This is a genomic window from Flavimaribacter sediminis, assembly GCF_019492055.1.
Lineage (GTDB): Bacteria > Pseudomonadota > Alphaproteobacteria > Rhizobiales > Rhizobiaceae > Flavimaribacter > Flavimaribacter sediminis.
The window spans coordinates 158,717-174,218 of record NZ_JAICBX010000005.1 but is presented as its reverse complement, the minus strand read 5'-3'; the positions used below and the strand labels follow the sequence as shown (position 1 = coordinate 174,218).

Genomic DNA, 15,502 nt, shown 5'->3' with positions numbered 1-15,502 from the left:
TTGTCCACATCTGGATGATAGCAGTTTATTTATTTCAACATAAAACAACAATATTTGTTGATTCATGTCCACTTGGCTTGGATAGTGTTTTCCAGGCAAACCAGCGGAGTACGGCGCGTGAGTGCAAATTCGGTCAATCATCTGATCATCGGCGGCGGCATTATCGGCTGCTCGATCGCTTACCATCTCGCTCTTGCCGGCGAAAAGGACATCGTTCTTCTAGAAAAATCGGCGTTGACCGAAGGCGCGACCTGGCATGCGGCCGGTTTGGTCGGTCAACTCCGCTCGTCCCGCAACACGACACGCATGCTCAAGCGGTCGGCGGCGCTCTACGACCGGCTCGAAGCTGAAACGGGCATGGCCTTCGACTGGAAGAAGGTGGGAAGTCTTCGTCTTGCGGCGACGAAGGAGCGGTTGCTTGAAGCAAAACGGCTCGCCACCATGGCGCGCAGCTTCGATCTCGAAATGCACATCATTTCGCCGGCCGAAGCAAAGGAACTGTTTCCCTATATCGACACGGCCGGCCTCGAAGGGGCCGCATTCATACCCTCCGACGGGCATGTCGATCCGGCGAGCCTGTGTCAGGCGATCGCAGCGGCGGCCCGCAAGCTCGGCGTCGATATCCGCCAGAACACGAAGGTCACCGATTTCGAAATCAAGGACGGACGGGTGCATCGGGTACTGGCGGGAGAGGCCGTCTTCGAGGCGCAGACCGTCACTTTGGCGGCGGGTATGTGGAGCCGCGAGCTCGGCCGCAAACTCGGCCTCAAGGTTCCGGCTTGCGCGGTGGAGCATCAGTATATCGTCACGGAGCCGATCCCAGGCTTTCCCGACAATCTGCCGACGCTGCGTGATCCTGAACGCCTCGTCTACTACAAACCGGACGCGGGCGGGCGACTGGTTATCGGCGGATATGAGGATGACACCATTCCGTTCGGTGATCGCGGCATTCCCGGTGAATTCGCACGCCAGCTTCTGCCTGAAAATCTGGAGCGTTTCGAGCCGTTGGCCGTTAAGGCCGGCGAGGTGACGCCGATCGTCAACGAAGTCGGAATACGCACCGTCATCAACGGTCCGATTCCCTATTCGGCGGACGGCGATTTCGTGATGGGTTGGGCGCCCGGCTTCGATAACCTCATGTCCGCGACCGGCTTTCTTTACGGTATAGCCGCCGGCGGCGGCGCTGGCGAAATGATCGCAGAATGGATACTCGAAGGCAGGCCCAGCCTCGATCTCTGGCCGCTCGACATCCGTCGGTTCGGACCACACCACGGCGCGCGAAGTTTCATGTATCCGCGCGCGGTGGAACACTACGCGCATCATTACAAGATGCGCTATCCGGGGCAGGAACACGAGACGGCGCGGCAATTGCGTTTGAGCCCGCTCTATCATCGCCTCAAGGAAAAAGGCGCCGTCTATGGGTCAAAGAATGGTTGGGAGCGTCCGCTCTGGTTCGCGCCGGAAGGCGTGGAGCCGGTCGATCAGCTTGCTTTCGTCGATCCGGGCTGGAAAGCCTTCTCAGCCGGTGAACACCAGGCGGTTCGCGAACGTGTCGCGCTTATTGACCAGTCCAGTTTTTCCAAGTTCGAACTGACGGGGCCAGGCGCCTGTGATGCGCTTCAGACGATCGCCGTTTCAAATGTCGACAAGCCTGTCGGTTCTGTCATCTACACGCAGCTCTGCAACGAGGCGGGCGGTATAGAGGCGGATCTCACGATCACCCGGCTCGGTCAGGATCACTATTACATCGTCACAGGATCCGGATTCGGCGTTCACGATTCCGACTGGATCCGGAGGCGCCTGCCGATAGAAGGTGGAGCGCAGTTGATTGAAGTCACATCGGCGCGCGCCGTCATCAACATCTGCGGACCGAAGGCGCGCGATGTTCTGGAAGCTGTCTGTGAAGACGATGTGTCGAACGATGCGTTTCCGTTTGCAACGGCGCGCGACATCACCATTGGCGCAGCGCCGGTGCGCGCGATCCGCATCGGCTATGTCGGCGAACTGGGATGGGAACTGCATGTTCCAACGGAGTTCGGGCTGCACGTCTACGACACGCTGTGGCGGGCCGGTCTTGCCCACGGCGTCGCCGATGTCGGATATCGGGCGATTGAATCGCTGCGGCTGGAAAAGGGCTACCTCTACTGGAGCGCGGACATAACGCCGGACTATACGCCGATCGAAGCCGGTCTCGGCTTCCGTGTGCACCTGAAGTCGAAAGGGGATTTCATTGGCAGAACGGCGCTTGAAAAGCAGAAATCAGAGGGCGTCGAGCGACGGTTGAATACATTCGTGACCAGCGAAAAACTGCCATTGACCGGCGGCGAAACCCTGCTTCTTGATGGCGAAACGGTTTCTCTCGCCTGCAGCGCCGGGTATGGCTTTACGGTCGAAAAGACGATCCTCTATGCGTATTTGCCGGTCAGGCTGGAGGCTGAAACCGGTTTTGAACTGGAGGTGTTCGGCGAACGTTACCCGGTTACGCGCGCCCAGGGACCGCTCTATGATCCAGAAAATCAGCGTTTGAAAGCATAACGACACGGGAACGAATGATGACGAATGAAGACACCGGCGCCGTGATGGCGGCTCTGCGAAATGCGCCAGGTTTCGAGGCAGTCGAGGAGCAGGACTGCTCGATCGAACGACTGGGGGGCATGACCAACAAGGTCTACCTTGTTGCAACCGGCGGGCAGTCCGTCATCGTTCGGATACCCGGCGATGGAACCGAGGCCTATATCGACCGCAAGGTCGAACTCCATAATGCGAAAGCCGCCTGGCGCGCCGGCGTGTCGGCGGAAGTGCTTTGGGGCGATCCAAAATCCGGCGTCATGATCAGCCGGGCGATCGACGACATCGAGACCATGTCGCCGGATCTGTTCAAGACCAGATCAGGGTCGCCGGCCCGCGCTGGCAAGGCGCTGGCCAAGCTGCACAATTCGGGGGAGACGTTCGAATTTCGCTTCGAGCTGTTCGCCATGATCGAGGATTATCTGAAGGTTCTGGCTGACAAGGACGCCACGCTGCCGGACGGATACCACGACATCGTCGCCGCCGCCGAACCTGTGAAGCAGGCGCTTGAGGCGGCGCCAGCGGCGCTCGCTCCCTGTCACTGCGATCCGCTCTGCGAGAATTTCCTCGACGACGGGACTGTCATGTGGATCGTCGACTGGGAATATTCGGGCATGAACGATCCGCTTTGGGACGTCGGGGACGTGTCCGTGGAAGCCGGGTTCGACGAATCTCAGGACGACGTAATGCTGCGCGCCTATTTCGGACAGGAACCGACCGCCGCGCAGCGGGGCCGGGTCGTCGTCTACAAGGCGATGTGCGACCTGCTCTGGACGCTCTGGGGCCTGATCCAGTATGCCGACGACAATCCGGCGGAAGACTTCTGGGCCTATTCTGTCGGTCGTTTCGAACGGTGCAAGGCGCTGATGAACGCGCCGTCATTCGCCGGCCATCTGGAAGCCGTCAGAAACGGCTGACTTACCGGCCCGGGATTGGCTCGTCCAGCAGACGCTGAATGATTTCACTGTTGTCCGATGTGGTCGTCGACACCGTGTCCATATGGGTCGCGCCCTGTACGAGAACGGTCTGGTCAGGCATCATCCGCCGCAACGGGTTGATCGGATTTTTCAGTCGCCTGTCGAGAAATTCGCTGGCGATGATGTCGACGTGACTGGCGATGCTGTTATCCGAACTGTAGGCGTAGAAAGCGCGTCTGAGTTTCTCCGACGCGAGAGTCGCTTCGTCTGAGCGGTAGGCGTTGATCAGCGTCTCGCCTTCGAAAGCCTCATGCGACTTTGTCGCGTCAATGTCGTCCGCCGAGACGAAGTCGTGTCGCTCTTTCAGCAACCATTCCCTGATCGCCGGAATGGCGAGCGCCTTCTCGTCGATCGGATCGATCCAGTGACCCGTTGCGCGCCAGCAGGTAAACTTCTGCCGTATGCTCCGCGTGAACGACTTGAAACGCGTATTGGCGTAGGCGATTTGCGCTGTAAGGCTACCCGAGTGATCGCGTCTTGCCCGCTCATACTCATCGCGCATTCGGCCGTCTTCAATAAAGGGATCGATGAGAATGATCCTCTCCGGCCTCTTGCCGCTTTCCTCCAGACGGCGGGCGATTTCGAAAACGATCCAGGACCCGGAGCACATGCCGGCAAGATGCCACGGGCCGTCCGGGCTGACCTGCAGGATGGCCTCGAGATAGCAGTCGGCGATTTCCGCGACTGTGTCGAACGGCTGCATCTGGCCGTCATAACCCGGCACCTGGAAGGCGTAGACCGGCTGGTCGTCATGAAAGGCCCGCATGTAGTCGACATGGGGGAAGAAAAACCCGGCGGCGCCGTGCACGAGAAATAGGGGCGCTTTCGTCCCGCCTGTCTGCAATGCGAAGACGTGCGAAGGCAGTTGCGTCCTTCCGGCGGCTTCGAGCGCCGCGGCGATTTCACGAATGGTCGGGTTCTTGACGATTTGCCCGGCCATGAAGCTTTTGCCGAGCTCCTGTTTGATTGTCTCCGTCAGCCTGGTCGCCTTGACGGAATCGCCGCCGAGATCGAAGAAGTCGTCATCGATGCCGATGCCGTCGATTCCGAAGATCTCGCGCCAAAAGGCGGTCAGTTTTTCTTCGACGATGGTTTCCGGCGCGGTGTAGACGTTTTCCAGTCCGAGGTCGTCTCGGGCGATAAGCTCCGTATCCCTGGTCTGCGCTTCCATTGACGTTCAAGCCTTCCGGATAGGCTTGGCTATCAGGTCCTGCATGATGGAACTGTTGAGCGCGGTTGTCGTCGACACCGTGTCGTTATGCCTGCGACCGGCCACGATGATATCGTGATTGGGCATCGCTACGCAGACAGGGTGATGCGGGTTCTTCAGCTTCTTCTTCAGATGCTCGCTGGCGATGATGTCGACATGGTTTTCGATCGAATGATCCGTGCTGTAGCGATAGAAGGCGTATCGCAGGACTTCGGATGCGTAGACGCCGGTGTCCGAGCGGTGCTTGTTGATCAGCGCCTCGTTCTGGAAACGCTCCTTGCCGGTGACGTCCTCATCCCTGGTCGGCTGTTTCCGGTTTTTCCGCCCGTCCTCGAGAATTTTTTGTCGCACTTCGGGAATGTCGAACGCCTTCGGGTCCGTGCTGCTGATCCACAAACCGGTCGCGCGATAATTGCTGATCTTGCTTTTCAGACGCGTATAGGAGAGCCGCGATCTCGACAGCGCCGAGGCGGCGAACGCGACGGGGCCTGACGCTCCGACCCTGCGATTTGTCTCGAACTGTTCGCGCATTCTGCCGCGCTCGATATAGGGATCGATCAGGATAATGCGGCCCGGCTCCTTGCCATGCTCCTTGAGCCGGCGCGCCATTTCAAAGGTAATCCAGCATCCCGAACACATGCCTGCAAGATGCCAGGGGCCGTCCGGATCGACCGCCAGCACCGCCTTGACGTATTCTTCCGCGATCTCCTCCACTGAGCCGAGGGGCTCCATCTGTCCGTCGAAACCCGGGACCTGAAAGGCGTAGATCGGCTGGTCATCGCGGAAAGCGCTCATATATTCGGCATTCGGAAAAAAGAAGCCGGCCAGCCCGTGCACGATAAACAGGGGCGGATGATCGCCGCCTGTGCGCACGGTCAACATATGCGAGGCCAATGTGTTGGGGTTGTCCCCAGCGCTCTCGCGATCGATTGCAGCCGCGACTTCGCGGATAGTCGGATTTTCGACGATTTGGCCGGCCTTGAAGTGTCCGCCAAGGGAGAGGTTGATCTCTTCCGTAATGCGCGTCGCCTTGACGGAGTCGCCGCCTAGATCGAAGAAGTCATCGTCGATTCCAATGTCGTCGATCTCGAAGACCGAGCGCCAGATCGAAGCGATCTTCTTTTCCGTTTCATTCGTCGGCGCTTCGTAGGCGGTCGGAAGGTCAAGCAGATCCCTCGATGTGTGGAGTGACTGTGCGTCCATTGAACTTCCGTCGTCGTAAACCCGGTGCCGTCAATTGTCTGGAAGAGGCGGTATTAGCACAAATGACCATCGTTTCAACATGACATGCGTGAGCAGTGTCGACTTATTCCAGTTCGGGACCGGGCCAACGATCACGCGGGAACAGGTGTTCTACGAGAGCGGACAATGAAAGCACGCCTTGATCGTCGAGGTGGCGGCCCATGATCTGCAAGCCAACCGGGAGGCCGTCGCTTGTATATCCGACGGGAACCGATGCGGCGGGAAGCCCCGTCAAATTGGCAAGCGGAGAAAATGTCGTCCAGGCGGACGGGGGTACAGGCCGTCCCGCGATCTCGGAAGGCCCGGAAGAGCCGATCGGAAACGCGGCTGTCGCCGTTGCGGGCGTTAACAGAAAATCGAATTCACCCATGAACCGGGCCATGGCGTTGGCCACGCGCTTTCGCTCCATGAGCGCGGCGGTAAACTGGTCCGCGTTCCATTCGCGCTCGAGGATGTCGCGGAGCCAGCCGTCCAGTTGAACGCCCTGATTGGCGGCCATTGCCTTCAGCCCGACGCGATCCGTTTCAAGCGCGACGAGCGTGTCGAGAAGACGTTCGGTGCTGCCGACCGCCGGGCATTTGCCTTCGACGCAATCCACCACCGATTGCAACCGGTTGACGGCGTTGTCGAACGCCGCGCCGACTTCCGGATCGACAAGCGCGTAGCCCAGGTCTCTTGTGACCGCGATCCGAACCCCTCGCATGGCTTCAATGTCACTGAGTTCCCATTGGACATCCTGCGAGGGGATCGAATGCCGATCATAGGAGGACGGACTGCACAACACCGACAAGGCAAGCGCCGCATCAGCCGCGTTTCGCGTCAAGGGCCCGATGTGTTCGAGCGTTTCCCAACTTGATTGACCCGGAAATCTCTCGTCGCGACAACCGGGATAAAGGGGCACGCGCCCCCAGGAGGGTTTCATTCCGTAGACGCCGCACAGGGAGGCGGGGATGCGGACCGAGCCTCCGCCGTCGCTTCCCAGCGCCAGCGGGACCATTCGCGCTGCGACCGCTGCTCCCGAGCCGGCGCTGGAGCCGCCGGATGTGAGAGCCGTGTTCCATGGATTGCGGGTTGTCGGAAATACATGATTTCCGCCGGTCGCCCCGTAGCCGAATTCGGCTGCGTTCGTCTTTCCCAGAATAATCGCGTCCGCCGCCCTGAGGCGTTCAACCACGATGTCGTCCTGCTCCGGGATGAAGTCTTCATAGAGACGAGACCCGAATGTCGTGCGCAAACCGCCAGTGCAGATCAAATCCTTGACGGCGACCGGAACACCCGCAAGTCGCCCGACGGCCTGACCGTTCGAAAGTCGGCGATCAACGTCCTCCGCCTGGGCGATTGCGGATTCGTCCAGCGTGCAGAACGCATGCAAATCCCCGTCGACCGTTTCTATTCTGGACAGGGAAGTTTCTACGACTTCGCGGGCTGTATACCGGCCTTGCGCTATCGCCTCGCGCAACTGTGTGAGATCGAGCTCCAACGGCGAAATTTCAGACATCCGGCCCCTCTTCGCGATTCGCAGTGCAAATATGGGTTGCCGCTCTTGCCCCGTAAACACTTATCGCCGCGAAAGAGCCATATATTCAGTCCATTGCGTTCATATAGTCAATGATCCTGGAAACGCTTTCGTTGACCCGTCGAGAGCCGCTGTCGAGTATCAGTCTGTCTTGCGCCCATTTCTGATAGAGCCGCTGCTCAATCTCGCTCCAGTTTGGATACACCAGTCCCCGGATCTCGCTTTTTCGTGTTTCAACGCGGCGGCGATGTTCGTTCTCGTCTGAACAAACAATCTCGACGTTCACCAGCATGGCGCTGCAGTCAGCAGCGACCTGCGCCCAGAGCGCCCGTGTTTCTGAAACCGGATTTACCGTATCGGCGACCACGTTTTGACCAAGCGCAAGATTGTCCTTCGCGATGTTGGCCGCCGCGAGATATCCGGCGTCTTCCGCATCGGGAACACCAAGCGCACTTACTTTGAGCGCCGCTTCAATGGAATCCACCCGTATATAGACGGCCGAAATGTCACGCGCCAAAGCTTTGGCGATCGTCGATTTTCCGACGCCCGGCAGGCCAGAGAATGAAATGAGTTTCAACATTGGTTCCTGTAAGCCTTTTCTGATTTCCAAAATAGCGACAATGAATCGATCATCCTTGTCGACACGGCGCTCTTTCCCCGGAGGACGCCGTCTGCGCCAGACTTCAGCCGCGTCGTCTCGAGGTCTTGTCCGGGCTTGCCGACGCGGTTACGCTGCGAATCAGGCTTGGCCCGCGCCTCCCTCCATCCGACCGGGGAAGTATTCGACATACGGGGCAGTTTCATTGTCGAACCATCTGTTTGGGCCCGCATGAGGAGGGGTTGCGCTGCAGCTCGCAACGGAGGTTCTTCGAATGAAATTTTCTGCTCCCGTTTACCGCTTGAAACGTCAGGCCAAACTGCTTTCTCGCGAAAAGAAAATCACTCTTAACAAGGCGCTCGACACGATCGCCCGCCGGGAAGGGTTCGCGACCTGGAGCCTGCTTTCCGCAGCAGCAGCACAGTATTCTCCGGCCAGGTCAATTCTCGCACGGCTTGGCGACGGCGACCTTCTGCTTCTCGGCGCCCGTCCGGGACAGGGCAAAACCCAGCTGGGTCTCGAAATCCTGATCGAAGCTATGGCGCAAAATCGCAAGGCGGCTTTCTTTTCACTTGTCTTTACACGCCAGGAAGCGGACGCCCATTTGGCGTCGCTGGCGCCCGATGCGTCCTTCCGCAATCTGACCATTGTCACCACAGACGATATCAGCGCCGCACTGATCATGGACACATTGAAGCTTGCGCCGCCCGGAACGCTGGCGGTTGTCGATTATCTGCAAATCCTCGACCAGCAACGCAGCAAGCCGGAGCTTTCAGTCCAGATGGAAGATTTGCAATATTTTGCGAGAACACGGGGCGTTATCCTTGTTTTCCTTTCGCAGGTTCACCGGTCCTACGATCCCGCAACCCGACCTCTGCCGGAGATCGGAGACATCAATGCGCCGAACAGGATCGAGCCTGGAATTTTTTCGAAGACCTGTTTTCTGCATGACGGTGAGATGCGTTTTTCTGATAGGAAGTAAAAACACAATAAAAACAATAATATATATGGATTTTAGAGGCTTGGCGCAAATTTGGCTTTGTTTCGGGAAACGCTGATTTACGGTTTGGCTTTGTTTCGGGAAATCCTGATTTGCAGTCTGGCTTTGTTTCGGGAAACCGGTTTTTCAGGCCGCGACGAACAATCATGTTTTGCGGCGGCGACTCCCGAGACGGCGGGTGGTCTTTTCTCCTTATAGCATATTTTGCCGCGCCACACATTAGTTTGTTCCTGTTTTGTTTAAGGGTTTGCATTGATCGCGCCGTTCCATTTACGCGCGCCTTGATTTAGTCTGTGGCCTCGCGAGGCGGCAGCCAAGCGCGGGGTGGGGAGGCCCCGGAACCATGGAAGCTGGTCAACAGGAACATTATTCGGCTCAACCGATAAAACTGGCGGTCAAAACCGCGACTTTCGAAGACGTGAAACTGGCTTTGCGCGCCGGAGCGCAGGACTTTCTGGCTCGCCCCGGTCTGAGCCTCTTTTTCGGCCTGTTCTACGCTCTGCTTGGCGCCGTTCTGCTCTCGGGCTTTCTCGTGTTCCAGCAAATCTGGTTCGTGGTGCTTGTCAGCGTCGGCTTTCCGCTTGTCGCACCATTTTTGGCGGCGGGGCTCTACGAAATGTCGCGCCGGCTGGGGCGTTCGGAACGCTTTACGGCTTCGGACATATTTCTGGTCATTTTCAAACAGCAACGCCGCGAGTTCGGCTGGATGGCGTTCGTCGTTCTGTTCGTCTTCTGGATCTGGGCCTACCAGGTGCGCCTTCTGTTCGCGATCTTCCTGCAATGGCAGTCCGTCTCGTCCATGGATGGGCTTGTGTCCGTCGTGCTGACGACAAGCGAGGGCGCCGGATTTCTGATTGTCGGAACGCTTGTCGGCGCTTTTCTGGCGACGGTTCTCTATTCGATAACAGTCATCGGCATGCCGCTGTTGCTCGACAAGGACGTGGACTTCGTGACCGCCATGATCACGAGCTTGAAGACCGTCCACAATAGTCCCCTGGTCATGCTGGGCTGGGGCGCGATCATCGGCGCGCTGACCCTGCTGGCCGTCGCGCCGCTGCTTCTGGGTGTGATCTTCATCTTTCCGATCCTCGGGCACGCGACCTGGCATCTCTATGAAAGGCTCGTTCACGAGGCAGAATGAAAGGCGGCTTCTGTCCAGAAAACCGCAAGTGGTTTTATGACGAGCAGACGAGCATGCTCCACAGAAAAACAAGAAATTGCAGTTTTTACCGACAGGTCTTCTAACATTGCTGCAATAAAGATAGGGTAAGTGCATTCCCCAACCTTTATTTCTCAATTCGGGAGGAAAAGATGCGACTGCTGTATACGATCGGCGCTTTGCTCTTGGGCGTCACACTCGCAAATGCTCAAGAGGACAAGCCAAATATCCTCATCATCTGGGGTGATGACATCGGCCAATTCAACACCAGCGCCTACAACCATGGAATGATGGGATTCCGCACGCCGAATATCGATCGGGTCGCACAGGAAGGCGCTCTCTTCACTGACTGGTACGGCCAACAAAGCTGCACGGCCGGGCGCGCGGCGTTCGTTACCGGCCAGTCGCCGATCCGGACCGGTCTGACCAAGGTTGGCCTGCCGGGGGCGCCGGAAGGCATGAAAATCGAGGATCCGACGATCGCCGGTCTGCTGAAGCCGCTGGGATACGCCACGGGACAGTTCGGCAAGAACCACCTTGGCGATCGCGATGAAATGCTGCCGACCAATCACGGCTTCGACGAGTTTTTCGGAAACCTCTACCATCTCAACGCGGAAGAGGAGCCGGAAAATCCCGATTACCCGAAATCCCCGGAATTCCGCGAAAACTTCGGGCCGCGCGGCGTAATCCACTCTTCCGCTGACGGAGATATCGAGGACACAGGTCCGCTGACGCGCAAGCGTATGGAAACTGTGGATCAGGAAACCACCGCAGCCGCCCTCGATTTCATCGACCGGGCGCACGCGCAGGGCAAACCGTTCTTCGTTTGGTGGAACTCCACGCGCATGCATATCTTTACCCATTTGCCGCCTGAATGGGACGGCAAGACAGGGTATGGCATCTATGCCGACGGCATGGCGCAACATGACGCCGATGTCGGCCAGCTGCTGGACAAGCTGGATGAACTTGGAATTACCGACAACACCATCGTGATGTATTCCACCGACAACGGCGCGGAGACCTTCACGTGGCCCGATGGCGGAACGACCATGTTCAAGGGCGAAAAAAACACCCAGTGGGAAGGCGGCTTCCGCGTTCCGACGATGATCCGCTGGCCGGGCGTGATTGAACCGGGAACCGTGATCAACGATCTTGCCGCCCATGAGGACATGTTGCCGACGCTGCTTGCCGCGGCGGGCAATCCTGACATCAAGGAGCAACTGCTGGAAGGCGGCGTTCAGGCGATCGGCCGTGAATACCACGTGCACCTGGACGGCTACAATCTGCTGCCCGCCTTCAAGGGCGAAGGCGATTGGCCGCGTCATGACTTCATCTACTGGACTGACGACGGCGACGTCGCGGCGCTGCGCTATGACGACTGGAAGGTCACCTTCCTGCGCCAGAACGCAGAGGGCATGAAGGTCTGGACGACGCCGTTCGAAAAACTTCGCGCCCCGTCGCTGACCAATCTGCGCATGGATCCGTTCGAACGCGCAGAGGAAGAAGACGCGATGGGCTATCAGCGCTGGTGGATCGAGCGCATGTTCGCGATTGCGCCGGCTTCCGCTTATGTCGCCAACTGGCTGCAGAGCTTCAAGGAGTTCCCGCCTCGCCAGAAGCCGGGCAGCTTCTCGCTCGACAACGTGATGGAAGAATTGGCCGCCGGTTCGCCGGGCAACCAGTAGGCCTTCCGGGTCTTCCCCGCTTCGGACATTTCGTCCGGGCGGGGGAGATGCAATTTGCTGCGAAGCAATTGTTTAGCTTCCACCCGCCATGCAGGACGATGCTGTCTGCAACGCCTCTTCCCGCTCGCTTTTCTCGACCTGCGCCAGATACTCGACTGCGCCGTAGAACCGCTCATAATTGCCGCCGCAAAGATCGAACAACCGCTTGAAGTCCGACACGAGATCGCCATAGACAGAGATTGTCGCAAGCTTGGCGTTGTTGATCGGCTCGTCAAACCAGCGATCGAAGCCGCGATACCCCTTCCATTTTCCGTTCCGCAATTGATGATACCGCGCCCGCAAACGCTCGATCTCCCTTGCCTTGGCAGTGCGCATTTCCTCGACTGAGATGTCCGATGCGTAAATACTTGCAAGCTCCTGGCGTGTTTCCGCCACCAGAATCTGGAAATCCTTGTAGCGTCGCAGACCCGCTTCATAGTCTTTCAAGACTGCATCCTCGCCGCGCTCGCGCAGCCATTTCTCGACGCCGTTTTCCTCGACGGTGACGGCGAAGGCCTCATTGAAGTTTGAATCGTTCTGGACGTACACCCGCTGGTGAGCGAGCTCATGAAACACCACGCCCGCGAGATACACATCCCCGCGAATGACCATCGTGTTCATCAATGGATCGTCGAACCAGCCGAGTGAAGAATAGGCCGGCACGCCGCCGACATAGACGTCCATGTCCTGCTTACGCAGGGTCTCGGCGAACTTCTCTGCCGCTTGTTCGGAAAAATAGCCGCGATAGGGCACGCAGCCATAGATCGGGAAACACCAGGTATTGAGCCCGACGGAAAATTCCGGCGATGAGTAGACAGCCCAAGACACATAGTCTCTGCCGGTGTCCACATATCGCCGATAACTGTTGTTGTCGGGCAGAGCCAATTGCTCCGACGCGTAGTTGCGTATCTCCCGTGATATCGCGAGCCGCTCCTTCAGATCCGGGTTGGTGTCGCGACGCTCCAGAAGCCTGTCGACCGGCTGGCTGGACGACACGATCTTGATATGGCCGCCAACCGAACTGGCGTAATAGGCGGGATTGCAAGCTTGCAGCGCAGGAAGCATTGCAATAACGGCGAGCATTTTCGGAAGGCGGAAATCCATGTGCTTTCGCTTCAAAATCCATCGATGGAAAAATCGGGCGCGCCCTTCCATATCAGCTTCCAGCTTGCGCCGGGACGTACATTCTGGACGATGCCCGGATCGAAGGCGACAAAACACCGACCTCCCGGACGTCGCGCCGAAGGATAGAGCAGCCCGCGATATCCCTGCCGGCGAAGCGTCTTCGCGAGCGCCTGGCCCTCCGGATAACCGATATCCGGATCGGGATCGAGCGCAGGATGCTCCGGGGCGCCGTCGAGATCTGGAAAGTCGCCGATAAAGTCCGCCAGAAGTTCGACATAGCGCGCCTCGTCCTCGTAAATCCCGATGTTTGCAAGTTCCCTTGTGCGATGGAAACCCACTTCTTCGGCGGATGTCAGCACATCGTAACTGCAATACCAGGCGCCCCGGTCGCCGCTGTTGAAACGGTTGCCGGTCGGTCGCGTATAGGTGAACGCCGCATTGATATGGGTTTGCCCGTAGACCTTGAGGTCATGCGCGCGCCGCGCAAAGACAAGCTCGCGCCGGTCGAGGGCAGGGCCGCCGTCGCGCTCGGCGACCAGCCGCGCGCTGGTTTCACCCTCGAGTTCGGCCAGAATGGCGGCTTCCTCGTCCGTATCGACGAGACCGCGCAACACTGGCGGCTTGTGACGCGTTTCGGGGATGAGACGGATCAATCCGCGATCATTGACGCCGGTGATCTTCAAACGCCGCCCCGCAAGGCGTCGACATAGGCGCGCACGCGCAGGATTTTGGGCAACCCGCCGTCGATCATGGCGGAGAGCGGCGTTTTGCCTTCGAACTCCGGGCCGCGGTTCGGAAGCTTCACCCATCGTTCTGCGATCGGCGGATTGAAATAAAGTTCCAGCGACTTGTAGAGACCTGTCAGCGCGCTCAGGCGCAGCATCTGGTCGCGTGTCAGATCGCCGGCGAATCCCGGCTTGCGCGCGCGTTTCCAGGTCGATTCCGACATGTCGGCCAGGGCCGCGGCCTCCCGGCCGGTCAGCGACCACGCCTGAGCTATCCTGCCATAGGCCTTGAGCGCAACGGCCTGAACATCGCCCGCCGGCCGCTGGATGACGGCGTTTTCCATGAGAGACTCCATTTGGAGTGCAATTTAGGATCATATGAACTGGAAATCAAGTTCATATGATTTTATTGACGCCTAAATTTCCTTTCCTATCGGTTTATCTCTTCGGCGCCGTGGTTTCCTTTCCGCTGGCGCGCCACTTCGCTCACCGCTTCTCCGATCTCCGCATTGGTGTGCGCCAGATGCTGGAAGTCGCGGGAACCGAGTACAAGAAGATCGCAGCTCCTGGCCGCTATCACGGTAGCGCTACGCCGCTGTCCTTCAGCGACCAGCGCCATCTCGCCGAAGAAATCGCCGTCCGTAAGGTAGATCGGGCCGGATGGCAAAATGACTTCCACCCGACCGGTGGTGATAAAATACATTGCGTCGGCTTTCTCGCCTTCCGTGATGATGACATCGCCCGCGGAAGCCCTTCGCGCCGTCAACAGACCGATCAGACGCGCCACCGCAGCGGCGTCAAGGCGGGCAAAGAGAGGTACTCTCGCCACCATGGCGAAGCTGACGACGAAGTCCCGGCGCCTTATCTGCTGTTGAAAACTGGTGGCGATGATGCCGACCGGCAGGGCGAAGAACATTATGCCGAATATCATTGTGAGGCCGGCGACCATTTTTCCCGGAAGGGTTATCGGCACCACGTCACCGTATCCCACCGTGGACAAGGTGACGACCGCCCACCAGATGGCCCGCGGCACGTCGCCCAGCTTTTCGGGTTGAACAGCCCCCTCGGCAAGAAACATGGCCACACCCGAAAAGAGAAGCAGCCCCAGAAAAAGCACGGCGCTACCAGCGAGCGAACGCCATTCCTGCGCTATCACGCCGATAATCGTTGCGAGAACCGGCGAATAACGCGCCAGGCGGTAGAAGCGGATGATGCGCAGAATTCGCACCACCGCGAGGTCTGCGCCGAAAATCAACTCTATGAAGAATGGCGAAATGGCGATCAGATCCAGCACCAGCATGGGGCTTGCAGCGTGGGTCAGCCTGGCCCGCCAGGCAGAAAGATCCTTCAATGCCGGGTGTTCGGGCGCGGACCAGATCCGGCCAACATATTCGAGCACGAAGATCAGTACGCATATTCCGTCGAACAGCGAGAGAACGTAGCTGTAGCGCTCGTAGACGACAGGCACCGTTTCGATAACGGAAGCGGCAACGTTCGCCAGGATTATACAAACCAGAAATATGTCCAGAAATCGCGAAAGGCTGTCTCCGCGTTTGCTCCGCTCGAGCACGTCGAAAAGCCGGCGTCGGAAAGGCTCGAATGAACTGGCTTCAGCCATGACAGTGGAATCCCGGAAAAGGAAAGGTTCCGGATCATAT

The 15,502-nt window shown here is 58.5% G+C and carries 13 protein-coding genes; 5 read left to right on the top strand and 8 right to left on the bottom strand.

Annotated features, from left to right (window positions below):
• Nucleotides 1-117 precede the first annotated feature (117 nt).
• Together K1W69_RS22790 and K1W69_RS22785 are read left to right on the top strand one after the other, a co-directional pair.
• Nucleotides 118-2,535, top strand: a complete 2,418-nt coding sequence (locus K1W69_RS22790) for a GcvT family protein (RefSeq protein ID WP_220230763.1) — start codon at nt 118-120, stop codon at nt 2,533-2,535.
• Between the two features lie 17 nt (nt 2,536-2,552).
• On the top strand, nt 2,553-3,485 hold the full coding sequence (locus K1W69_RS22785) for a choline/ethanolamine kinase family protein (protein WP_220230762.1): 933 nt from the start codon (nt 2,553-2,555) through the stop codon (nt 3,483-3,485).
• Between the two features lies 1 nt (nt 3,486).
• On the opposite strand, the gene K1W69_RS22780 is transcribed toward K1W69_RS22785, so the two are convergent.
• The 4 genes from K1W69_RS22780 to K1W69_RS22765 all read right to left on the bottom strand — a co-directional run bounded on the left by K1W69_RS22780 (nt 3,487) and on the right by K1W69_RS22765 (nt 8,093).
• The gene (locus K1W69_RS22780) at nt 3,487-4,716 is read right to left on the bottom strand and encodes a thioesterase domain-containing protein (RefSeq protein WP_220230761.1); all 1,230 of its coding nucleotides are present in this window, start codon (nt 4,714-4,716) and stop codon (nt 3,487-3,489) included.
• A 6-nt stretch (nt 4,717-4,722) separates the two neighbouring features.
• Nucleotides 4,723-5,958, bottom strand: coding sequence for a thioesterase domain-containing protein (locus tag K1W69_RS22775; RefSeq protein WP_220230760.1), 1,236 nt, complete (start codon nt 5,956-5,958; stop codon nt 4,723-4,725).
• Nucleotides 5,959-6,061: 103 nt separating this feature from the next.
• Nucleotides 6,062-7,495 carry an amidase gene (locus K1W69_RS22770; protein WP_220230759.1) on the bottom strand — a complete coding sequence of 478 codons (1,434 nt, stop codon included), beginning with the start codon at nt 7,493-7,495 and terminating at the stop codon, nt 6,062-6,064.
• Between the two features lie 85 nt (nt 7,496-7,580).
• Nucleotides 7,581-8,093, bottom strand: a complete 513-nt coding sequence (locus tag K1W69_RS22765; protein WP_220230758.1) for a P-loop nucleotide/nucleoside kinase family protein — start codon at nt 8,091-8,093, stop codon at nt 7,581-7,583.
• Nucleotides 8,094-8,385: 292 nt separating this feature from the next.
• On the opposite strand from K1W69_RS22765, the gene K1W69_RS22760 reads away from it, so the two are divergent.
• The 3 genes from K1W69_RS22760 (at nt 8,386) to K1W69_RS22750 (ending at nt 11,955) form a co-directional block, all read left to right on the top strand.
• Entirely contained in the window at nt 8,386-9,093 is a 708-nt protein-coding gene (locus K1W69_RS22760; protein ID WP_220230757.1) for a DNA helicase, read from the top strand.
• A 361-nt stretch (nt 9,094-9,454) separates the two neighbouring features.
• Nucleotides 9,455-10,252 (top strand): DUF2189 domain-containing protein, encoded by a 798-nt coding sequence (locus K1W69_RS22755; protein WP_220230756.1) that lies wholly within the window; start codon nt 9,455-9,457, stop codon nt 10,250-10,252.
• 170 nt (nt 10,253-10,422) lie between these two features.
• Nucleotides 10,423-11,955: an arylsulfatase gene (locus tag K1W69_RS22750; RefSeq protein ID WP_220230755.1), complete on the top strand. Its 1,533-nt coding sequence runs from the start codon at nt 10,423-10,425 to the stop codon at nt 11,953-11,955.
• A 72-nt stretch (nt 11,956-12,027) separates the two neighbouring features.
• Here K1W69_RS22750 and K1W69_RS22745 read toward each other — a convergent pair whose 3' ends face one another.
• The 4 genes from K1W69_RS22745 to K1W69_RS22730 form a co-directional block, all read right to left on the bottom strand.
• A complete protein-coding gene (locus K1W69_RS22745; protein ID WP_258571297.1) occupies nt 12,028-13,098 on the bottom strand; it encodes an aminopeptidase in 1,071 nt (356 codons plus the stop codon).
• Between the two features lie 11 nt (nt 13,099-13,109).
• A complete protein-coding gene (locus tag K1W69_RS22740; protein ID WP_220230754.1) occupies nt 13,110-13,802 on the bottom strand; it encodes an RES family NAD+ phosphorylase in 693 nt (230 codons plus the stop codon).
• The gene (locus tag K1W69_RS22735) at nt 13,799-14,188 is read right to left on the bottom strand and encodes an MbcA/ParS/Xre antitoxin family protein (protein ID WP_220230753.1); all 390 of its coding nucleotides are present in this window, start codon (nt 14,186-14,188) and stop codon (nt 13,799-13,801) included. The genes K1W69_RS22740 and K1W69_RS22735 overlap by 4 nt, the downstream gene beginning before the upstream one ends.
• Nucleotides 14,189-14,274: 86 nt before the next feature.
• Nucleotides 14,275-15,462, bottom strand: a complete 1,188-nt coding sequence (locus tag K1W69_RS22730) for a cyclic nucleotide-gated ion channel (RefSeq protein WP_220230752.1) — start codon at nt 15,460-15,462, stop codon at nt 14,275-14,277.
• Nucleotides 15,463-15,502 lie beyond the last annotated feature (40 nt).